The 21456-nt window shown below is 61.1% G+C and carries 21 protein-coding genes; 14 read left to right on the top strand and 7 right to left on the bottom strand.

Annotated features, from left to right (window positions below; translation table 11 throughout):
- Positions 1 to 230 precede the first annotated feature (230 nt).
- From metG to BLP65_RS11580, 8 genes are all read left to right on the top strand, one after another.
- A complete protein-coding gene (metG, locus tag BLP65_RS11615) occupies positions 231 to 2276 on the top strand; it encodes a methionine--tRNA ligase (protein WP_092997242.1) in 2046 nt (681 codons plus the stop codon).
- 51 nt (positions 2277 to 2327) lie between these two features.
- Positions 2328 to 2909, top strand: coding sequence for an electron transport complex subunit RsxA (gene rsxA / locus BLP65_RS11610; protein WP_092997239.1), 582 nt, complete (start codon positions 2328 to 2330; stop codon positions 2907 to 2909).
- A 99-nt stretch (positions 2910 to 3008) separates the two neighbouring features.
- Positions 3009 to 3557, top strand: a complete 549-nt coding sequence (gene rsxB, locus BLP65_RS11605; RefSeq protein ID WP_092997236.1) for an electron transport complex subunit RsxB — start codon at positions 3009 to 3011, stop codon at positions 3555 to 3557.
- Positions 3554 to 5221 carry an electron transport complex subunit RsxC gene (gene rsxC / locus BLP65_RS11600; RefSeq protein WP_092997233.1) on the top strand — a complete coding sequence of 556 codons (1668 nt, stop codon included), beginning with the start codon at positions 3554 to 3556 and terminating at the stop codon, positions 5219 to 5221. Before rsxB ends, rsxC begins: the two co-directional genes overlap by 4 nt.
- Positions 5222 to 5226: 5 nt before the next feature.
- Positions 5227 to 6267 carry an electron transport complex subunit RsxD gene (gene rsxD / locus BLP65_RS11595; protein ID WP_092997230.1) on the top strand — a complete coding sequence of 347 codons (1041 nt, stop codon included), beginning with the start codon at positions 5227 to 5229 and terminating at the stop codon, positions 6265 to 6267.
- A gap of 3 nt (positions 6268 to 6270) precedes the next feature.
- Positions 6271 to 6927, top strand: coding sequence for an electron transport complex subunit RsxG (rsxG, locus tag BLP65_RS11590; RefSeq protein WP_245688312.1), 657 nt, complete (start codon positions 6271 to 6273; stop codon positions 6925 to 6927).
- Positions 6920 to 7615 carry an electron transport complex subunit E gene (locus BLP65_RS11585; protein ID WP_092997227.1) on the top strand — a complete coding sequence of 232 codons (696 nt, stop codon included), beginning with the start codon at positions 6920 to 6922 and terminating at the stop codon, positions 7613 to 7615. Before rsxG ends, BLP65_RS11585 begins: the two co-directional genes overlap by 8 nt.
- A gap of 43 nt (positions 7616 to 7658) precedes the next feature.
- The gene (locus tag BLP65_RS11580) at positions 7659 to 7889 is read left to right on the top strand and encodes a hypothetical protein (protein WP_092997224.1); all 231 of its coding nucleotides are present in this window, start codon (positions 7659 to 7661) and stop codon (positions 7887 to 7889) included.
- 31 nt (positions 7890 to 7920) lie between these two features.
- Here BLP65_RS11580 and mgtE read toward each other — a convergent pair whose 3' ends face one another.
- The gene (mgtE, locus tag BLP65_RS11575; protein WP_175452547.1) at positions 7921 to 9180 is read right to left on the bottom strand and encodes a magnesium transporter; all 1260 of its coding nucleotides are present in this window, start codon (positions 9178 to 9180) and stop codon (positions 7921 to 7923) included.
- Between the two features lie 152 nt (positions 9181 to 9332).
- Between mgtE and BLP65_RS11570 the strand changes: the two genes are divergently transcribed.
- From BLP65_RS11570 to BLP65_RS11560, 3 genes are all read left to right on the top strand, one after another.
- Positions 9333 to 10484: an AI-2E family transporter gene (locus BLP65_RS11570; RefSeq protein ID WP_092997218.1), complete on the top strand. Its 1152-nt coding sequence runs from the start codon at positions 9333 to 9335 to the stop codon at positions 10482 to 10484.
- Positions 10485 to 10581: 97 nt separating this feature from the next.
- A complete protein-coding gene (gene nth / locus BLP65_RS11565; protein WP_092997215.1) occupies positions 10582 to 11217 on the top strand; it encodes an endonuclease III in 636 nt (211 codons plus the stop codon).
- Between the two features lie 272 nt (positions 11218 to 11489).
- The gene (locus BLP65_RS11560; protein ID WP_245688311.1) at positions 11490 to 11897 is read left to right on the top strand and encodes a DUF1841 family protein; all 408 of its coding nucleotides are present in this window, start codon (positions 11490 to 11492) and stop codon (positions 11895 to 11897) included.
- Between the two features lie 97 nt (positions 11898 to 11994).
- On the opposite strand, the gene gloA is transcribed toward BLP65_RS11560, so the two are convergent.
- Positions 11995 to 12378, bottom strand: coding sequence for a lactoylglutathione lyase (gloA, locus tag BLP65_RS11555; protein WP_092997209.1), 384 nt, complete (start codon positions 12376 to 12378; stop codon positions 11995 to 11997).
- 230 nt (positions 12379 to 12608) lie between these two features.
- Complete coding sequence (locus BLP65_RS11550) at positions 12609 to 13820, bottom strand: argininosuccinate synthase (protein ID WP_092997206.1); 1212 nt, start codon at positions 13818 to 13820, stop codon at positions 12609 to 12611.
- 195 nt (positions 13821 to 14015) lie between these two features.
- On the opposite strand from BLP65_RS11550, the gene BLP65_RS11545 reads away from it, so the two are divergent.
- From BLP65_RS11545 to BLP65_RS11535, 3 genes are all read left to right on the top strand, one after another.
- Positions 14016 to 14744 carry a cyclic nucleotide-binding domain-containing protein gene (locus tag BLP65_RS11545; protein ID WP_092997203.1) on the top strand — a complete coding sequence of 243 codons (729 nt, stop codon included), beginning with the start codon at positions 14016 to 14018 and terminating at the stop codon, positions 14742 to 14744.
- Between the two features lie 59 nt (positions 14745 to 14803).
- Positions 14804 to 15244, top strand: a complete 441-nt coding sequence (gene cynS / locus BLP65_RS11540; protein WP_092997200.1) for a cyanase — start codon at positions 14804 to 14806, stop codon at positions 15242 to 15244.
- Between the two features lie 98 nt (positions 15245 to 15342).
- On the top strand, positions 15343 to 16026 hold the full coding sequence (locus tag BLP65_RS11535; RefSeq protein ID WP_092997197.1) for a spermidine synthase: 684 nt from the start codon (positions 15343 to 15345) through the stop codon (positions 16024 to 16026).
- 22 nt (positions 16027 to 16048) lie between these two features.
- Here the strand turns inward: BLP65_RS11535 and BLP65_RS11530 are convergent, their stop codons facing one another.
- The 4 genes from BLP65_RS11530 to dsrO all read right to left on the bottom strand — a co-directional run bounded on the left by BLP65_RS11530 (position 16049) and on the right by dsrO (position 21422).
- Entirely contained in the window at positions 16049 to 16450 is a 402-nt protein-coding gene (locus BLP65_RS11530; protein WP_092997194.1) for a YbaN family protein, read from the bottom strand.
- 121 nt (positions 16451 to 16571) lie between these two features.
- On the bottom strand, positions 16572 to 19640 hold the full coding sequence (locus tag BLP65_RS11525) for a molybdopterin dinucleotide binding domain-containing protein (RefSeq protein WP_092997190.1): 3069 nt from the start codon (positions 19638 to 19640) through the stop codon (positions 16572 to 16574).
- Positions 19641 to 19650: 10 nt separating this feature from the next.
- The gene (nrfD, locus tag BLP65_RS11520; protein ID WP_092997187.1) at positions 19651 to 20706 is read right to left on the bottom strand and encodes an NrfD/PsrC family molybdoenzyme membrane anchor subunit; all 1056 of its coding nucleotides are present in this window, start codon (positions 20704 to 20706) and stop codon (positions 19651 to 19653) included.
- A complete protein-coding gene (gene dsrO / locus BLP65_RS11515; RefSeq protein WP_092997184.1) occupies positions 20703 to 21422 on the bottom strand; it encodes a sulfate reduction electron transfer complex DsrMKJOP subunit DsrO in 720 nt (239 codons plus the stop codon). Before dsrO ends, nrfD begins: the two co-directional genes overlap by 4 nt.
- Positions 21423 to 21456: the final 34 nt, after the last annotated feature.

Here is a 21456-nt window from a genome sequence, read left to right as displayed (position 1 = left end):
TGCCGCGGTTATCGACGATAACGATATTCCTCGAGGCCGTGCGGTAGCGGCCCTGAGGGCGATCATCCCCGAGTCTGAGCCATAATCCATTCGCGGCTTCTGCCTCTTCCACGTCCTGCAACCAAAGGCAAGGGGTTTCACTCACCTGTCTCGTCCGCTCGCTGGCGGCCATAACCCATAATTTGGTACTGTATTCCTCTTTTTCAAGCAACGGAAATCTCCCCACCCCGATGGCCGATAAAAATCGCAAAATCCTGGTCACCAGCGCCCTTCCCTACGCCAATGGTCCGATCCACCTTGGCCACCTGGTGGAATACATCCAGACCGACATCTGGGCGAGATTTCAGCGCCAGCGGGGACACCAGTGCCTGTACGTGTGCGCCGACGACGCTCACGGCACACCGATCATGCTGCGCGCCCAGAGCGAGGGGATTTCTCCGGAAGAGCTCGTGGCCCGCATGAGCCGGGAGCATCAGGAGGACTTCGCCGGGTTCCATATCGGCTTTGACAACTACCACAGCACCCACTCCGACGAGAATCGCGAGTGTGCCGAGACGATCTACACGCGACTGCGCGACGCCGGGCACATCGCAACCCGCACCATCACGCAGGCATTCGATCCGGAAAAGGAGATGTTCCTGCCGGACCGCTTCATCAAGGGAACCTGCCCCCGCTGCGATGCCAAAGAGCAGTACGGCGACTCCTGCGAGGCATGTGGCGCCACCTATACGCCGACGGAGCTCAAGGATGCCGTCTCGGCCATTTCCGGCGCCAAACCCGTTGAGAAGAACTCGGAGCACTTCTTTTTCCAACTGGCCGACTTCGAGGGCATGCTCCGCGACTGGATTGACGGTGGACACCTCCAGGAGTCCATCGCCCACAAGCTCAAGGAGTGGTTCGATACCGGCCTGCAGGACTGGGATATCTCCCGCGATGCCCCCTACTTCGGTTTCGAGATCCCCGATGCCCCGGGCAAATTCTTCTATGTCTGGCTGGATGCGCCGATTGGCTACATGGGCTCTTTCAAAAACCTCTGCAGCAAACGTGAGGACCTGGAATTCGACGACTGGTGGGGCCCGCACGCGGACTGCGAGCTGTACCACTTCATCGGCAAGGATATCGCCTATTTTCACACGCTGTTCTGGCCGGCGATGCTGCACGGCGCCGGATTCCGGCTGCCGAACGCCGTCTGGTGCCACGGCTTCCTGACCGTAAACGGCCAAAAGATGTCCAAGTCGCGCGGCACCTTCATCATGGCCCGCAGCTATCTGGACCACCTGAATCCGGAATACCTGCGCTACTATTTCGCCGCCAAGCTCAGTGACGGCATCGAGGACCTGGACCTCAGCCTTGACGACTTCCAGCAGCGGGTCAACTCGGATCTGGTCGGGAAGGTGGTCAATATTGCCAGCCGTTGCGCCGGCTTCATCACCAAAAAGTTCGACGGCAAGTTGTCGGCGCACCTGAGCGAGCCGGAGCTGTACCGGGAATTCGTTGCGGCCGGCCAGGAGATCGCCGCCCAGTACGAAGCGCGCGAGTTCAGCCATGCCATGCGCACCGTCATGCAGCTGGCCGATCGCGCCAATGAGTACATCGACGAGAAAAAACCCTGGGTGGTCGCCAAAGAAGCAGGACGCGAACAAGAGCTCCACGATATCTGCTCTCTGGGCGTGAATCTTTTCCGGGTGCTGATGAACTACCTGAAACCGGTACTGCCGGGCACGGCCGAGAAGGCTGAGAGCTTCCTGCGCACCGCTCCGCTGAACTGGAACGACTGCGAGACACCGCTGCTGGATCACACAATTGACAAGTTCAAGCCACTGATGACGCGGGTGGAAAAGGAGAAGGTGGAAGCCCTCATCGCCGCTTCGAAAGAGGACCTCGCAGCCGCCCAACCGACAGAAGACCCCCAGCCGGCGACGACACCGCTGGCCAAAGACCCCATCGCGGAGACGATCACTTTCGACGATTTCGCCAAAGTAGACCTGCGCATCGTGCGGATCGCCAGGGCCGAACATGTGGAGGGTGCCGACAAACTGCTTCGTCTCACCCTGGATCTGGGGGGCGAGACCCGCAACGTCTTCGCGGGCATCAAATCCGCCTACCAGCCGGAGGAGCTGGTGGGTTGCCTGACCGTGATGGTGGCCAATCTGGCCCCGCGCAAGATGCGTTTTGGCGTCTCCGAGGGGATGGTGCTGGCCGCGGGGCCGGGCGGCAAGGATCTGTTCATCCTCCAACCCGACGACGGTGCCGAACCGGGTATGCGGGTAAAGTAGTGAACTATTACCAATGCTTGCTTTACTAAAGTAGTCAGGTATTGTCACCTTATGACTGAATACGCCCTCATTCTGGTCAGCACGGTGCTGGTCAACAACTTCGTCCTGGTGAAATTCCTGGGGCTATGCCCCTTCATGGGCGTATCCCGGAAGCTCGAAACGGCCACGGGCATGGGACTCGCCACCACCTTTGTGCTGACCCTATCCTCCGTGTGCAGCTATCTGGTGAACGAATATTTGCTGGCACCGCTGGGATTGGAGTACCTGCGCACCATCAGCTTCATTCTGGTCATTGCGGTGGTGGTGCAATTTACGGAGATGGTCGTCCACAAGACTTCGCCGCTTCTCTATCAGGTGCTGGGCATCTTTCTGCCACTCATCACCACCAACTGCGCGGTCCTGGGCGTAGCTCTGCTAAACACCCAGGCGCAGCACGGTTTTCTGCAATCGGCCGTTTACGGCTTTGGGGCCGCTGCCGGTTTCTCCATGGTGCTGGTGCTGTTTGCCGCCATGCGCGAACGCATTGCCGTCGCCGACGTTCCGGTCGCCTTCCGTGGGCCGGCCATTGCCCTGGTCACCGCCGGCCTGATGTCGATGGCCTTCATGGGCTTCTCGGGTCTGGTCAAAGGCTAAAACAAAATTGAACCACAGAGCACACAGAGTTTACCGAGTGATTCCCTTTTGGAAACAGTCACACGCCTCTGTGTACTCTGTGGTTAACTGATTGTGGACATGCTGACTGCTATCGCCGCCATTGCCGGTCTGGCCATCGTCTTCGGGCTTCTGCTCGGCTTTGCGGCCGTGCGTTTCAAGGTCGAGGAAGACCCGGTGGTGGATCAGATCGATTCCATCCTGCCGCAAACCCAGTGCGGGCAGTGCGGCTACGCCGGCTGTCGTCCCTACGCCGAGGCCATCGCGGCGGGCGAGGCGGAGATCAACCTGTGTCCGCCGGGCGGCGAGAACACCATGTTGGCGCTGGCGGATCTGCTCGGGCGTGACCCGGTGAGCCTGGACGACGAGGGCAAACCGCAGCCCAAGATGGTTGCGGTCATCGACGAAGATACCTGCATCGGTTGCACCCTGTGCGTGCAGGCGTGTCCGGTGGACGCCATTCTGGGTGGTGCCAAGCAGATGCACACCGTCATCGAGAGCGAATGTACCGGGTGTGAACTCTGTGTGGACCCCTGTCCGGTCGACTGTATCGAAATGAAGCCGTTGGAGGAGACCATCCAGACCTGGAAGTGGCCCTATCCGGTGGTTGTGGAGCAGCGCAAGCGATGAGCCGTAAGCTATCGAATTTCCCCGGAGGTCTTCACCTGCCGGGGCATAAAGAGCTTTCGGCCGGCGAAGCCGTTACTGCGGCAGAAATTCCCGATGTGCTGGTTATACCCCTGCACCAGCACATCGGGGCCGCCGCCGAACCTCTGGTCGAAGCGGGCCAGACGGTCCGCAAGGGCGAGGTGCTGGCCAAGGCCAAGGGGTTTGTCAGTGCTGCGGTCCACGCCTCCAGCTCCGGGACCGTTATCGCCATCGAAGATCGTCCGGTGGCTCATCCCTCCGGACTGCCTGCCCCGTGTATCGTCCTCGAAACCGATGGCGAGGATACCTGGTGCGAACGTCGCCCTGTCGAGGACTACCGCTCTCTGGATCCCAGCGAGCTGCGGAACATCATTCGTGATTCCGGCATCGTCGGCCTTGGTGGAGCGGGATTTCCCGCCTATATCAAGCTCAATCCAGGCGCACGTACCGCTGTTGATACGCTGATCCTCAACGGCGCCGAATGCGAACCCTACATTACCTGCGACGACATGTTGATGCGTGAGCGTGCCGACGAGATCATCGCCGGAGCGCGCATCATGCGACATGCACTTAACGCCGGTGAATGCCTGGTCGCCATCGAGGATAACAAACCCGAGGCAATCGCCTCCCTGCGTGAGACCCTCGAACGGTTGGGTGCCGATGACATCGAGGTCGTTGAAGTCCCCACCCGCTACCCGATGGGCGGGGAGAAACAGCTCATCAAGGTTATCACCGGCAAGGAGGTCCCATCCCAGGGCCTGCCTCTGGATATCGGCATCGTCTGTCACAACGTAGCCACCGCTTCCGCCATACACCGGGCGGTGGAGCGTGGCGAGCCGCTCATCTCGCGAATTGTGACCATGAGCGGCGGCGTGGGACATCCACGCAACCTCGAAGTGCGCATTGGCACGCCTGTAGAAGAACTCCTGCCGCAAGCGGGCGGCCTTTCAGGCGATGTCGAGCGACTCATTGTCGGCGGCCCGATGATGGGCTTTACCCTCCAGCATCGCGATGCACCGGTCGTCAAGACGGTCAACTGTATTCTCGCCGCCACGCGGGAGATGGACGCCTCCCACGGACCGGTCCGCCCCTGCATCCGCTGCGGTGCCTGCTCTCAGGCCTGCCCGGTGAGCCTGATGCCGCAGCAGCTCTACTGGTACGCCCGCGCCAAGGATTTCGACAAAGTCCAGGATTACAACCTGTTCGACTGTATCGAGTGCGGCTGCTGCGCCTATGTCTGTCCATCCAATCTGCCGCTGGTGCAGTTCTATCGCTTCGCAAAGACCGAAATATGGTCCCAGGAGCGGGAGAAAAAGGCGGCGGACCTGGCACGCGATCGTTATGAATTCCGCACCGCCCGCATCGAGCGCGAGAAGGCCGAAAAAGCCGCGCGCATGGCAAAGAAAAAGGCGGCCGTGAAAGGGGAGAAGGGAAAGGGCGACGATGCGAAAAAAGACGCCATCAAGGCCGCCATGGAGCGTGCCAAGGCCAAAAAAGAGGGTGCCGGAACCCAACCCAAAAACACCGAGGACCTGACGGAAGAGCAAAAACGCAAACTGGCCGAAGCCAAGGCCCGTCGTGAAAAAATGCTCAAGGAACAGGAACAGGAACAGAACGGCGCATCCGGCGATAAAGAGGAAAAATAACCCCAATGGCCGAGATCAATTCCAGTTCACCCTACGCCCACAACCCTCACAATGTCACGGGCGTGATGTTGGCGGTGGTGTATGCGCTGATTCCGGCGACCCTTGTCTACGTCTGGCTGTTCGGGCCGGGCGTACTGCTCAATATCGGTATCGCCGCGGTGTTTGCCCTGGCTGCCGAAGCGGCCGTACTCGCCTGGAGGGGTACACCGGTGCGGCCGGCACTCAGTGACGGCAGCGCCCTGGTGACCGCCCTGCTGTTGGGACTCGCCCTGCCACCCCTCTCCCCCTGGTGGCTGACGACAGTCGGCATTCTGTTCGCCATCGTCATCGCCAAGCAGCTCTACGGGGGGCTCGGCTTCAATCCCTTCAACCCTGCCATGGTCGGTTACGTGGCGCTGCTCATCTCCTTTCCGGTCGAGATGACCACCTGGCTTGCCCCGGAGTCGCTGCGTAGCGGCGAGTTAGGTTTCGGCGCCATGCTCAGCTACGTGTTCACCGGCAACCTCCCCGCCGGTCTCACGCTCGACAGCATCACCGCAGCCACGCCGCTGGACGAGATGAAAACGCAGTTGAGCCTGGGGCAGACGGTGGATGAAATCCGCACCGCCAGCCCCCTCTTCGCCCAGTTCGGCGGCACCGGCTGGCAGCTCATCAACGGGGCTTTCCTGCTCGGCGGGCTGTGGCTATTGGCACGGCGAGTCATCACCTGGCATGCGCCGGTCGGCCTGCTGGGCACCCTGTTTCTACTGGCGGGTTTTTTCCATTTCTTCGATGCCAGCCAGTACCCGGGTCCGCTGTTCCACATTGCCAGCGGCGGTGTTCTGCTGGGTGCCTTCTTTGTCGTCACCGATCCCATTTCCGGGGCCACCAGCAACAAAGGCCGGCTTCTGTTCGGGGCCGGGGCCGGAGCCCTGATCTATGTCATCCGGACTTTCGGTGGTTACCCCGATGCAGTCGCATTTTCAGTACTGTTGATGAATATGGCTGCACCGATGATCGACTACTACACCCAGCCTCGCGTTTACGGCCATGTGCGGAAGGACTGAGCGATGCCGTTAAAGAACATGCTGCTCGGTGCCTTTCTGCTGGGGCTCTTCGCCATTGCGGGGACCAGCCTGGTGGCGTTCACCTATGACGCTACCGCGGAGCGTATTGCCGAAAACGAGCGACAAGCGCTGCTGAGTTCACTCCACCAACTGGTCCCCCCCGACCGGCACGATAATGACTTGTTTGCAGACTTCACCTATGTCAGCGACCCCCTTTTGGGCACTTCACGGCCCGTGCCGGTCTATCGGGCACGCCGCAATGACGAGCCGGTGGCCGCAGTACTGACACCGTTTGCCGATGGTTACGGAGGCAGCATCCGACTGCTGGTGGCCATCAATGTGGACGGCACACTGGCGGGCGTGCGGGTTCTGCGTCACCAGGAAACACCGGGGCTGGGCGACAAGATCGAAGCCGAACGCTCCGATTGGATCCTGCAGTTCCAGGGGCTTTCTTTAGAGCATCCACAACCCTCCGGTTGGGCGGTAAAGAAAAACGGTGGGGTGTTCGATCAGTTCACAGGGGCCACGATTACACCCAGGGCCATCGTGAATGCCGTTCGCAATTCCCTGGTCTTTTTCCGGGATAACCGCGAGAGGCTGTTCGAGCAGGACCGCGTAGCGCCAACCGACGAGCAGAAGGAGGATCAGGAGCATGGCTGATAGCGCTTATGGACAGATCGCCGCCGACGGTTTCTGGAAGAACAACGTCGCGTTCGTCCAGATTCTCGGACTCTGCCCGTTGCTGGCAGTTACCTCCACCTTCATCAACGGTCTGGGACTGGGCCTGGCGACAACCCTGGTGCTGGTCTCTTCCAACGTCACAGTTTCGCTGATCCGACATCTGGTTCGGCCCGAAGTGCGGATTCCGGTATTTGTTCTGGTCATCGCCTCCTTCGTTACCGCGGTGGAATTGACCATGAATGCCTGGTTCCACGATCTCTACAAGATTCTCGGCATCTTCATCCCGCTCATCGTTACCAATTGTGCGATCCTTGGCCGCGCCGAGGCCTTCGCCTCCAAAAACGCAGTCGGCCCCGCTCTCGTCGACGGGCTCACCATGGGATTCGGCTTTACCATGGCGCTGATTCTGCTCGGGAGCATGCGGGAAATCGTCGGCTCGGGCACCCTTTTTGCCCAGGCCCACCTCATGTTCGGTGAAGGCGCCCGCGACCTGGCCATCACGCTTATTTCGGACTACCGGGGCTTTCTGCTGGCCATCCTGCCGCCAGGCGCCTTTATCGGCCTGGGCCTGCTGATCGCCCTGAAAAACGTGATCGATAACAAGATAACGGAGCGCAGCAAAACGGCTGCCGCGGCGGCAGAACCCGCCGTCGAGCCAAGCGCCTGACGGCAACAATCATCGACAGGACTCAACAAGAAGGGGGAGCACGATGTGGAAAAAGGTCCAGGATTATAATTTTACTTGGCACCACCAGGAGCGCCGGGGCGCCATCCATCTCAGTCTGGAAGACGGGAGGGAAGGTATTTTGAATCACCTCTCCAGCCAGGATCTGGGCTCATTCACCGCCCTGCTCCGCGACGAACCGCTAATCTGGTATCACACCACTCGCGGCGACATAACCACCCACTCCGCACCCCAGGATGAAGAGGAACGAGACTAAGCCGGGAATCAGTAAAGCATCCGAAAAGATCTCAAAGCCCCATGACCACCCGGGCGATGAGGAAATAGAGCAGCAGGCCGCCGGCATCGACGACCGTGGTGACGACCGGAGCACTCACCACAGCCGGGTCGATGCCGAGCCGGTTGGCCAGCAGGGGCATGCCGGCGCCGACAAAGGTGGCCCCGGTACAGATAACGACAAGGGCCAGGGCAACAGTGATTGCCAGCGGAGAGCTGAAGACCAGGGTCACGGGGAGGTAGGCCAGCAGGGCGACGGCGGTGCCGAGCAACAGGCCTACGCGGGTTTCCCGGAACATCACCTGTGATTTATGCCCCCCGTTCATCTCGCCAGTGGCCATGGCGCGAATCACGGTAGTCGCCGACTGGGCGCCGCTGTTGCCGCCCACGCCAATCAGCAACGGAATGAACAGGGAGAGCGTGACCGCCTGCTCCAGCAGTGGTTCGAACACGTTCAGCACCTGGACCGTGACGGCACCGGCCAGTGCCAGCAGCACCAGCCACAGGAGCCGGGCTCGGGTAAGGCCCATGAGCGTCGTGGCAAAATAGGGTCGGTCGAGCGGCTCCTGGGCGCCGGTGCGGGCGATATCCTCCTCCTGCTCCCACTGCAACACATCCATTGCATCATCGACGGTAATCAGCCCGAGCAGGCGCCCGCTGGCGCTGACCACCGGCAACGCCAGCAGGTCCGCAACCTGGATCAGCCGCGCCACCTGTTCCTGGTCGGTCTCCGGCCTCACCGTAGGAACCGAGACATCCACCAGATCACTGATCACCTGGTCTCCTTCCGCCATCACCAGATCACTGAGCATCACCAGGCCGGCAAATTGCTCGCCCGGCCCCAGTACCGGCAGTGCGTTGATAGTTTCCACTTCGGTCCCTTCCCTTCGGACCCTCTCCAGAGCCGCCGCCGCCGTCAGCGTCGGCTCCAGCGACAGGTATTCGGGGGTCATGATGCGGCCAGCGGTCTCTTGCGGGTAGGCAAGGAGTTTATGGGTGAAGCGGCGCTCACGGGGGCTCAGCCGGGCGATAAACGCCCTGCTCACCGGCTCTGGCAACCGCCCCAGCAACCGAACCCGATCGTCAGGGTCAAGGTCCTCCATCAACCGGTAGACCTGTGCATCCCGCAGGTGCGCAAGGAGCTCCTCCTGCAAGGGCGCTTCAAGCTGCTCGAAAGCGGCTCGTGCCTGCTCCGGCGGCATGCGGGAGAGTCGGTCCGCCCGCTCCGGCGGCTCCATGCGCCGTAACGCCTCGGCTTGATCCAATCGATCCATGGGTTCCGTTGTGCTGACCATGCCTTGAACGATATCCACTTTGATGCCTATAGCCTATCAGCTTGCAGACCCTGTCGATCGGGGATCGCGGAAACGGCTACTCTCTGAAGTGAATCGCCTGTCCGTCCCTCACCATCGCGAGGATTTGCCGGGTGCCACACGAAGCGAAAGGCTCAACACAGGTGCACGCCTTTGCAATCCGCGTCCTGATCGGCGCGAGCGTTGTCATCGGGCTTTTGCTGCTCTTGCTGCTGCTGTGGTGGGCAATGGAAGCGCTACTGTTGACCTTCGCCGCCATACTGGCGGCCATCGTCCTGCGCACCTTATCGGATTGGGTGGCCATTCACACCGGTATGGGCGACAAATGGGCCCTCATGCTGGTGCTGGGCGGGGGCCTGTTCATGCTCGCCGGTTTGATGGTTCTGGTGGCGCCTCAAGTTACAGAACAGGCTGCGCAACTACAGCAGCGCCTGCCAGAGGCGATTGGGGTCATCCATGAAACGCTGCGTGAACGCGCCTGGGGAGAGTGGCTGCTGGACCTGCTTCCGACGCAGGAGGAGCTGGAAGAGCAGGACGGAATGGGCGGGGTGGTGTGGCAAGCCACCGGGTTTGCCTATACAGCCGTTCAGATCTTCGCCGGCATCGTTATTCTGATCTTCGTCACCATCTACCTCTCCTTCGACCCACGGCTGTACATCAACGGGATACTGCACCTGGTTCCACTATCCCACCGACCCCGCGCCGCCGAGGTGCTGGGGGCCGCCGGGGCGACCCTGCGCTGGTGGCTGTTCGGGACCCTGCTCAAGATGATCGCAGTCGGCTTGCTGACTTTCGTGGGCCTGTGGGCACTGGACGTGCCGTTGGCGATGCTGCTCGCCATTATTGCCGGCCTGCTCGACTTTGTGCCCTACGTCGGTCCGATTATCGCTGCGTTACCGGCGATCCTGATCGGGTTTACCGGGGGCCTTGAGCTGGCATTTTGGGTCGCTGTGGTCTACCTGGTCGTGCAGCAGCTGGAGAGCCTCGTGATCTCGCCGGTGATCTACCAACGCACTGTCTATATGCCTCCGGCACTGACCATCCTTGCAGAGATCATTCTCCTGGCGATGGCAGGAGCGATCGGGCTGATCCTGGCCACGCCACTGATGGCACTGACGATCGTGCTGGTAAAGATGCTTTATGTTGAACAGGTCCTCGGAGATCGAGACATCCCCCACCCCCAGGTACAACTCATCGACAGCGAAGCACTGCATCCCGATCGCGAAGAAACCGGAGGGGATTCGACGCAGCACGGCAAGGAGTGAACAGGGGGTGTTGAATACGTCCTGCATGAAACCGGGGGCAGTTGCACGATTTTACATTTATGATAATCACCCGACTTCTGATTCGACCCGATGCCCGATGAACCGCGAAAAACGTACTGAGATATTCCGCCGCCTGCGGGACAACGATCCCAGCCCCACGACCGAGCTGAACTACTCCACTCCCTTCGAGCTGCTGATTGCCGTCATTCTGTCGGCCCAGGCCACCGACCGCGGCGTCAACAAGGCCACGGCCAAACTGTTTGCCGTGGCCAACACACCCGGCGCCATCCTCGAGCTGGGGGAAGAGGGGCTGAAGGATTACATCAAGACCATCGGCCTGTTCAATTCCAAGGCTGCCCATATCATCAGGACCTGCCGGGCCCTGGTCGAAAAACATGATGGAACGGTTCCGGCTGAACGCGATGCGCTCGAAGCACTACCCGGGGTTGGCCGCAAGACCGCCAATGTCGTGCTCAATACCGCCTTCGGTGAGCCCACCATCGCCGTCGATACACACATCTTTCGCGTATCCAACCGCACCGATATCGCCACCGGAAAAAACGTCCTGGAAGTGGAAAAGCGACTGCTGCGGCTGGTCCCGAAAGAATTCCTCCACGACGCCCACCACTGGCTGATCCTCCATGGACGCTACGTCTGCATCGCCCGCAAACCCCGCTGCGGCGCCTGCCTCATCGAAGACCTCTGCGAGTACACGCACAAGACCGAGGACTGAAAGTTCGAACCGCAAAGACCACTAAATTTGCACTGCAGAGGCGCAGAGTACGCGGAGATTCGCAGGGAAAATCGACAGGCTGCTTCGGTAGGAGCGGCGCTCGCCACGATTACATATCGCCGACGGTGAAAGCAGCTGAATGACCTTTAGTTCAAGGATCTCTGCGCCCCTCTGCGCCCTCCGCGCCTCTGCGGTGCATATTCTTCCTTTGCGCTCTTTGCGCCTTTGCGGTTAACTTCCACACCATGATTTTCGGAAACGACAGAAACTCGATGCGGGCTGCCTACCGGGAGGCGTGGCGAAAACGGAGCGAAGGGGCACCCCTGGAGCCGCTGGAGGCGCAGATCGCTGCGGTGGTGGAGATGCACCCCGAGTATCAGAAAGCGCTGGAGAGTGCCGGTGTGCTGGAGCGCGATTACACGCCCGAAGGCGGCGAGTCCAACCCCTTCCTGCACATGGGCATGCACCTTGCCATCCATGAGCAGATCAGTACCGACCGGCCCGAGGGTATCGCCCGGCTGTACAAAAAGGCGCTAAAGAAAGTGGGGGACATCCATGAGGCGGAACATCGCCTGATGGAGTGCCTGGGGCAGATGCTCTGGTCCGCCCACCGCCACGGCAGCGAACCCGACGAACGTGCCTACCTCGACTGCATCCGGCGGGTGGCGAAAGGAAAGTAAAGCGTCAACAGCTGTTGCACCGCAGAGGCACAGAGTTCGCGGAGAGAAAACGTGCGTTCCTCTGCGCTCTCCGCGTCTCTGCGGTGAGACAATTCAGTTATTTCTTGCCGATCAACTCGATGGCGTAGCCGTCGGGGTCCTCTACGAAGGCGATAATGGTGGTTCCGGCATGCATGGGGCCGGGCTCGCGCAGGATCTTGCCGCCACGCTCCCGGATCGCCTCGGCCGCCTGATAGACATCATCCACCTCCAGGGCGATGTGGCCGTAGCCGTCGCCGAGGTCGTAGCGGTCGACGCCCCAGTTGTAGGTGAATTCGATAACCGCCTGCTCCGACTCCTCCCCGTAGCCAACGAATGCAAGGGTGAACTCCCCCTCCGGGTACTCCTTTTGCCGGAGCAGCTTCATCCCGAGCACGTTGGTGTAGAAATTGATGGAGCGAGTAAGATCGCCTACCCGCAGCATGGTGTGCAAAATCCGCATCAGAACCTCCAAAAGCGATTTACCGCAAAGGACGCCAAGAGCGCAAAGAAAAGCAACTGCAATTGCACCGCAGAGACGCAGAGGGACGCAGAGAACATCAATTTCGAAAAAACCCGCTGACAGTTTAAGGTCGAATCGATCATTCTCTGCGGCTCTCAGTGCCCTCCGCGTCTCTGCGGTGCAAATCATTTCTTTGTGTTCTTTGCGCTCTTTGCGGTTAGAAATGCAGTTTAGCCGCGTTTGCGGGCGGCGATGCGCAGGCGCAGGGCGTTCAGCTTGATGAAGCCTTCGGCGTCTTTCTGATCATAGGCGCCGGCATCATCCTCGAACGTGGCGATGCTCTCGTCGAACAGTGAGTCGCTGTCGGACTGGCGGCCGGCAATGATGACGTTGCCCTTGTAGAGCTTGACGCGGACCTTGCCGTTGACGTTTTCCTGCGAGGCATCGATCATCTTCTGCATCATCTGCCGCTCCGGGCTCCACCAGTAGCCGTTATAGATAATCTCGGCGTACTTGGGCATGAGTTCATCTTTCAGGTGCGCCACTTCACGGTCGAGGGTCAGGGACTCCATGGCCCGATGGGCACGCAACATGATCGCTCCGGCGGGGGTTTCGTAGCAGCCGCGGGACTTCATGCCGACGTAGCGGTTCTCGACCAGATCATCCCGCCCGATGCCGTTCTCGCCGCCCACCTTGTTGAGGAGCTCCATTACCTGGGCGGGTGTCATCGGGTTGCCATCGATGGCGACGATATCACCCTTCTCGTAGGTCAACTCCAGCAAGGTCGGCTGGTCCGGTGCTGCCTCCGGTGCGACGGTCCAGCGCCACATTTCCTCTTCCGGTTCGGCCCACGGGTCCTCCAGAATGCCGCCCTCGTAGGAGATGTGCATCAGGTTGGCGTCCATGGAATACGGGGACTTCTTGCCCTTTTTGAAATCCACCGGAATGCCGTGCTCCTCGGCATAGGCCATCAGCTTTTCACGCGAGAGCAGGTCCCATTCCCTCCAGGGTGCAATCACCTTCACATCCGGCTTTAGCGCATAGGCGCCGAGTTCGAAACGAACCTGATCGTTACCCTTGCCCGTCGCGCCGTGAGAGATCGCGTCGGCCCCGGTCTCGTTGGCAATCTCCACCAGGCGTTTGGCGATCAACGGCCGTGCGATAGAGGTGCCAAGCCGATACTCACCCTCGTAGATGGCATTGGCCCGGAACATCGGGAAAACGTAGTCGCGCGCAAACTCCTCACGCAGGTCCTCGATGTAGATCTCCTTGACGCCCATGGCCTGGGCCTTGGCGCGTGCCGGTTCGACCTCCTCGCCCTGACCGATATCGGCGGTAAAAGTCACCACTTCGCAATGGTAGGTATCCTCGAGCCATTTGAGGATAATGGAGGTATCGAGGCCGCCGGAATAGGCAAGCACGACTTTTCTGATCTCGGACATGGGGACTCCCGATGGCTAAAGATGCAAAAAGCCCGCAACGCGGGCGTTTTCATTGGCTACAAGTATACCGCAGGGGGTGAGAGACGGCGAAACGGCGGCACTAATGGATCCTGTCGCGGTCAAAAGACTGTTGTTCTTTGTTGAGATTACTGCATCATAAAGCCACACTATAACCGCCTTACAAGGGCTCATGGTATGCAAAACCCGAGTGATATCGAACTGGCGCTACGTCGCGTACCGCTTTTCTGCGACCTCTCCGCCGGGGTGCTAAACGCACTTAGCCAGCAGGCGGTTCCGGCCTCCTACGGTCCCAAGGACTTTCTGTTCAAGGCCAGCGACAAGCCCGATCACCTGCATGTGCTGTTCGACGGAACCGTTAAAATGACGACCAGCTCGCTCGATGGCCGGGAGACGATCATCGAGCTGCTGCAGCCTGTCGACTGCTTCCTGATGGCGGCCGTGCTGACCTCCAAGCCATATCTCATGTCGGCCCAGGCCATCACCGATGTCGAAGTCCTGCTGGTCCCGAGTGCACTGTTGCGCCAGCTGGTATCGGACGAATCGCAACTGGCACTGACCATGGTCGCCTCGCTGGCAAACCAGTATCGGCAAATGGTCCGGCACGTAAAGGACCTGCGCCTGAGGACGGCGGCACAGCGGCTGGGGATCTACCTGCTGGGACTGGTGGAAAAAGGCGACAGCGACACGCTGGCACTTCCCTTTGTCAAAAAGCTGATTGCCGCCCGCCTGCACATGACACCGGAGAGCATGTCCCGGGCCATTGTCACCCTGCGCAATGAAGGCGTCGATGTGACAGAAGATGAAGTTCACATCCACGATGTCGATGCGCTTCGCCGCTTCTGCAAGGTCGATAATATCCTCGATGAGCTGGAGGAGGAATTTTTCGTGCTTACCGATCGCTGAGGAATGCCGCCGGGAATCTGCGAAGGTACTTCCATTTACTAGCAACCAGGAGATAAACAATGAAAAAACTGGAAATGACCGAAGCCATTATGGCCGCCAAAGCCCGTTCCGGCCTGGGTTGGGAGGCCATTGCCGCAGAAGTCGGCCTGGCCCCGGTATTCCTCACCTCGGCCTGCCTGGGTATGAACAGCCTCAAGCCGGAATTTGCCGACAAGCTTTGTGAGGTACTCAATCTGCCTGCCGAGGTATCCACTGCGCTGCAGGCGTTCCCGCACAAGCGCTGGGACCAGGCTATCCCCACCGATCCGGTGATTTATCGCTGGTACGAGATCGTCGGCGTCTATGGAGAGACCATCAAGGAACTGATCCACGAGAAGTTCGGTGACGGGATTATGAGCGCCATCGACTTTTCAATGGATATCGACAAGGAGGAGAACCCGGCCGGTGACCGCGTGGTGGTCACCATGAACGGCAAATTCCTGCCTTACAAAAGCTGGTAAGAGCCCACTGTGGACATCCATCCCCAAATGCGCCACTCAACCGGAACTGCCGGTCCGCAAGGATCGAGCAGCCTCTGCTGTACCGACCGGACTTCCCCGTGACCCCCTGGGAGCTGCTGGATACCGCGCCCGTTACCGGCGATCGGGGTGAACTTCGGCTTTACCGGCGTGGCGAGGAGTACTCGATCCTGGTATCCAACGGCGGTGGTGAGTTGATGAACAGTCGGCTCCATGGTTCCGAGGACGCCTTGGCCGAGCGGGCCTGTTCGCAGGTGGCCGATCGGGCCAGACCGCGGGTGCTGGTCGGTGGATTGGGCATGGGCTTCACCCTCGCGGCGGCACTGAAGCAGCTCCCGCCCGGCGCCGAAGTAACGGTGGCCGAACTGGTGCCGGCGGTGGTGCAATGGAACCGCGAACTGCTGGGCGGCCTGGCCGGACACCCGCTCGAGGATCCGCGCACCATCGTGCATGGCGGCGATGTCGGGGTGGTTCTGAAACGCGAGAAGAGTGCATTCGATGCCATCCTGCTCGACGTGGACAACGGCCCGGAGGGTCTGACCCGTCGCCAAAACGACTGGCTCTACTCCTTCAAGGGACTGGAAGCCGCCTTCGATGCGCTGCGGTCTGCAGGAGTACTGGCTATCTGGTCGGCAGGTCCCGACGGGGCTTTCGCCGATCGCCTGCGACAGGTCGGGTTCGATGTCGAGGAGACGATAGCGCGGGCTCATGGCCCGAAAAAGGGCGCCCGGCACACCATCTGGTTGGCCACTCGGCCGTCGTAAAACGACCAGCCGCTGCGGAGGACTATTCTCCTGCGGATAAGCGAACGGGTTGAGTCGGACTGGGCCGTGTCACCACGTACACTGCCACCGTCATAAACAGAACCGCCATGGCGACCGGCACGGCCGTTCCGCTACTGACCCAGGCGATCCAGAACCAGCTCGGGAAAAGTAGCAGTACCGTCATCTGTTTGGCACGCCGCGGTATCGCGCGCTCCTGTTCCCAGCAGTACAACAGAGGCCCCAGATGGCGGTGCGCTTCCAGCCAACACCGCAGTCGTTTGGAACCACGGCTGGCGGCCCATGCAGCCACCAGCAGAAACGGCACGGTCGGCAGTCCGGGCAAGGCGATACCGGCCAGGGCCAGTCCCGTGAAGAGATAGGCCAGGAGAGCAAAGGGCCAGCGTACGTTTCGCGTAGGCTTCATGCAGGCAAATCAGCCGAATTCCCAGTTGGTAAGTAAAGTATACGACGGGTCGGTAGGTGTCGCAATCGACCTGTCGGAACGCCAGGGAGGGTTCCACCCTCCCTGGCGCCCCCGTTCAGTCTCAAATGAACTCGATACGTGTCGGCAACCCTTGCCTGGCGACGTTGCCCACCACCCAGTCGGTCAGGAAGGTGATGCCGGGGCGGTGCGGTTCCGGACAGCCGAGTTCATTGTGGTTGACGCCGGCTCCGGCGGCGACCGCCTTCGGCAACGGGTTTTCACCCAGCCGGTGCATCCGTGCTCCAAGCTCCCGGTGACCGAAACCGTGCTCGATTCCAATCACGCCGCGCTGTATCCCGCCACGGACCAGGACAATCCCCTCCACACTGCCTTCGGGGCTGACCACCCGGATGCGGTCGCCGGTTTTTACGCCGAGCTTAGCGGCATCATCATAGTGCAACCCGATAGGATTGGTCGGCTGGATTTGCTGTAGCCGGGCGACCCCGATGGTGTGCGATGACTGCAACTGCGATTTGGTACTGACAACCCGCAATGGCCATACCTCAGCCGGGTAGACATCTTCCAGTGGCGTTCCATCGGCAAGCACGGGTGGCTGCCAATACGGGGTTCCCCGATAGCGCTTGCCGGTAAGACTATTGCGCGCCAGAGCCAGTTGCTCGTTATAGAGCTGCATCGCCCGCGGGTAGCGCTTGCGGAGAAATTTATCATCATAGGCCGCTTCCGGGTCCTCGAAGCGCCCGCCGCGCGCATAGAGGTAGGCCACCTTGCGCCACTCCTCGCGCTTGAGCACCCGTTTCAGTTCCGGCAACAGGCGGGTAACACCGGTGGCTGCGATCTCGTCATCGCTGGCATCGGGCACCGGCGTGCCGTCGAACGCAATGTTGGCCGCTGCCCGCAGATACCAGTCCTCAGCCCGCTCGATCGGATACTCGTTACCGTCACTATCGGTAATCGCACCGGCGCTATAGCCCGGCAGCCCCATACGCTTGCCGACCGCAATAAGGAAGCTCTCCATCTCCATCACCTGCCCGTCAGCCGCGCGCGCCTGACGCGGTTCGACCACGGGCCAGCGGGCAGAGTTGACCTTGGCCAGATGGCCACCCCAGGCGCTCGCCCAGCCCCAGCTCTCGTAGAGTACCGAATCGGGAACAATATAGTCGGCGTACTGGTTGGACTCGTTGATAAACGGGTCGATGGAAACGATGAGCGGCACCACCTTCGGATCGGCCAGCCGCTCCTTTACCTGTTCTGTCATGCCGGACACCCCGTAGACCGGGTTGGTACTCCAGAGAATCAGCGCCTTGGCGCTGTAGGGATAACCGTTGAGCATTGCCGGCAGGAACTCCGAACTCATGTTCGGGCTGAGGGGAAGCCAGGGCGCCTCCGACGGGTAGGGCTTGCCAACCGCCTCCTTGCGCCTGAACTCGGTGGTTTTCTCATACGGAAAACCATTGCGGCCGAGACCTACACCCTTGGGCTTCTGCATGCCCTTGAAAGTGGCCAGGTTGTAGCGTGGCCCCGGCGCCACATCCTTGAAGCGACCACCACCGGCACTGGTACCACCCTGATGATTGAGGTTGCCGATCAGGGCATTGAGCATGACGATGGCATAGGCGGCATAGAAGCCGTTGCTGCCCATTGTACCGCCATGGGTATCCACCGCGGCGCGCTTTCCGTGACTGGTGAACTCACGGGCGAGTCCGGCAATCTCGGCCTCGGCAATGCCACAGGCATCGGCGTATTCCGCCAGTGTGTGCTCGAAGGCGGCCTCACGCAGCAGCGCCAGACTGGTGGCAACCGCCACCTCACCGCCTTCGGCCAACCGGGCTTGTCCCTGGTAGAACAGCTCGCCGCGATCACTTGCCGTGTGGGAGTGCAGTTTCCCCGTCTCGTCCGCCACCACAAACGGATCGTCATCACCTTTCGGATCGAGGCCGAGATCGGAGCCGCGCAGCATGCGCCCGAAATCAGCGCCCGGCTCGACGATCACCAGGTGTGTGGCGTTGGACCAACTCGCTTCGCCCACCTTGGTCGCCGCCGCGGGATTGGGGCTGGCCAGGAATCTGGCATCGTAGGCGTCCTGCTCGATGATCCAGCGAATCATTCCCATGCTCAGGGCGCCGTCGGTGTTGGGCCGGATCGGCAACCAGCGGCCGTTGTCCTCGGCTGCAATGTTGTCGGCATTGGTCAGCACCGGGTCGACCACCACATACTTGAGGCCACGGCTGCGTCCTTTCGCGATCAGGTGACCCTGGCGTTTGAACGGGTTACCGGCATTGCCCGGTGAGGTGCCGATGAACAGCAAAAATTCGGCGTTGGCGAAATCCGGCTTCAGGTGCGGCTGCGCCTTCCAATTGTCGAGCAGCGCGGCATAGCCCGAGCGCATCGACAGCCCGCAGTAGGAGCGGTGGCCGGCGAAATTACGGCTTCCGAAGCTGTTGATGGCAAAGCGCTTGGCGAAGGCCAGACGACCATCATTGAAGGCCGACATGAACACCATCTGGTTCGACTTCGGCCCCAATTCGGGCTGCTCCGGGTCGAGCGGGGTCTCCACATCACGAATCGCCCGCAGCCCCTCGACGTCGCCTTCCCGGAACAGGTCACCGCCCTCGACTACCTCTTCGACCAGCTGTTCGAAGGAGATCGGTGCCCATAGACCGGCGCCACGTTTGCCAATCCGCTTCAGCGGTACGCGAACCCGCTGTGGACTGTCGAGCTTGGCCAATACGGCATTGCCGCGGGCACAGGCGGTGGCGCGGCCTTCCAGCCCCCGTTCCTTGTGCCTGCTCACCCCGGCGAAACTCTCCAGCACCGACGTCTCGTACGGCAGGTGCGGATCGGCGGACAGGGTGTGGTAGGGGTTGCCGCTAACCCGCAAAACCTGGTCGTTGGCCTTGTCGATGCGAACCCGAACACCGCACAGGGTGGTGCACCCCATGCACACCGTGTACGACACCTGCTGCGCCGGATTGAGCCGGACCTGACCGGTCACCGCGTCAACCCGGTATTCGGGTTGGGGGGCATTGCCCGCGAAGGGATCATTGGCACGGGTGCGATCCAGGAAGCCCTTCAGGAATTGATCGGCGGTGTGGCTGTAACCGAGACCGAAAGCAGCCAAGGCACCCACTGCACCCAGGCCCTTGATGAACTGACGACGATTCTTGCTCATGGGAGACTCCTCAACCTTGTACATTAGCGGTGGGACGCAGCAGCGCGGTCAACGCCAGCGCGATCAGCACCCATAATCCAAGCGTACCGACGATACCCAGCAGCCCTTCGGGCCCGAGCGGCAGATGAACGCCATAAAATCCGGCGTCGTTCTTCGGAATACCTTGTCCGGCCATGAAGATCTCCCAGCGCCACATCCAGGCGCCGGCAATCGCCAGCAGGCCCGCCGCTATCGGCGCACGATGGAACCAGGCCAGCACCAGCGGCAGCAGTAGACCGACCAGCAGCCAGAGTCCGAAGGGCATCGGGCGGTATTCGGTAGCGAGTCGCAACAGCGCGTGAGCCGTACCGCTACCGCTGAGCCCCAACATCCAGGCGAATACCGCAAGACCGGTAAGCGCCAGAGCAGCCCATAGCCAGCGAAAAAGCGTCCGTCTCGGTGTCTCGAAGCGGCCGGCAAACAGCAGTGCCAGCCCGGCACCGCCGGCGATCCCGGTGGTGAGATAGACCACCGGCAGCAGCGCCGAATGCCAAAGGGGTCGGGCTGCAACCACCGCCACTTCCGCCCCGGTATAGAGAGCTACCAGGGCTGCAGCGATTGCAGTCACCCAGCCCACACTACGCCGTGCGCGTGGCAATGCGACCCCGGAGCCTGCCAGCAGTCCGGCAAGGCGACCAACCGGACCAGGATCCCGGGCCCGTTGAGCCAGCTCCGGCCGCAGGGCCAGCCAGCCGTAGAGAGTCAGCAGTCCGACATAAGCCGGCAGGAAAAACGATCCCCACGCCATCCAGGAACTGCCCTGCCCGAAGGCGTAGAAATGCCAGAACCGATCCGGCTGATGCAGGTCGGCGAGGAGCGCAACCGGCGCCGCCAGACCAGTGGTCAGGGCAACCAGCAGCGCGGCTCTGGCTGCCCGTTGATCAGACGACCATCGCAGCACGTAGGCCGGCAGTGTAATCAGAAAGGCACCGACACTGAGGCCGATGATGAAGAAGTACTGTACGGCCCAGGGCAACCAGGCGGGTTGCTGACTGAAACCGGTCAACTGGAGCACTTCGGGATTCATGACATCACCTCCTCAAGGGATGCGCGCAGCGGGGCCGGCACTCCCTCCACCTTGTTTTGCAGCCTCCCGTCCAGGCCGATATAACGAACCTGCGGTTCGGTGCCGGCCTGTTCGTTGAGACGGCTGACGCGATGTTCTGCGATCAACTGCGAGACCGCACTATCGGGGTCATTGAGGTCACCGAACACGCGGGCCCCGCCGACACAGGTCTCGACACAGGCCGGCAGCAGTCCCGCATCGACCCGGTGGGCGCAGAAGGTGCACTTGTCGGCCGTGCCGGTCTCTGCGTTGATAAAACGCGCATCGTAGGGACAGGCCTGAACGCAGTAGCCGCAACCGACGCAGCGGGTGTTGTCCACCAGCACGATGCCGTCGGCACGTTGAAAGGTGGCATCCACCGGGCAGACCGGGATGCAGGGCGGGTCCTCGCAATGATTGCAAAGACGCGGCAGTACCGCGCGGCGTGGCCGATCGCCCTCGCTGAGCTCATACTGGGAGACCACGGTGCGATAGCTACCGAGCGGAGTGCGATTTTCAGTGCCACAGGCAACGGTACAGGCCTGACAGCCGATGCAGCGACGCAGGTCAATGACCATACCCCAGCGCTGGCGGGAGTCACCTGTGGGACGTTCGGTGACGGCGTGGCTCGGAGCAACGGCGGTCGCCGCTGCTCCGACGGCGATACCTTTGAAGAAGTTACGGCGGGATGTATCCATGGGGCCAACCTCGTCTCGTATGCTTGATGCACAT

This window comes from Thiohalomonas denitrificans (assembly GCF_900102855.1).
Taxonomy (GTDB): domain Bacteria; phylum Pseudomonadota; class Gammaproteobacteria; order Thiohalomonadales; family Thiohalomonadaceae; genus Thiohalomonas; species Thiohalomonas denitrificans.
Note: the sequence above shows the minus strand (reverse complement) of the source record. Positions and strands in the feature narration are given on the sequence as shown.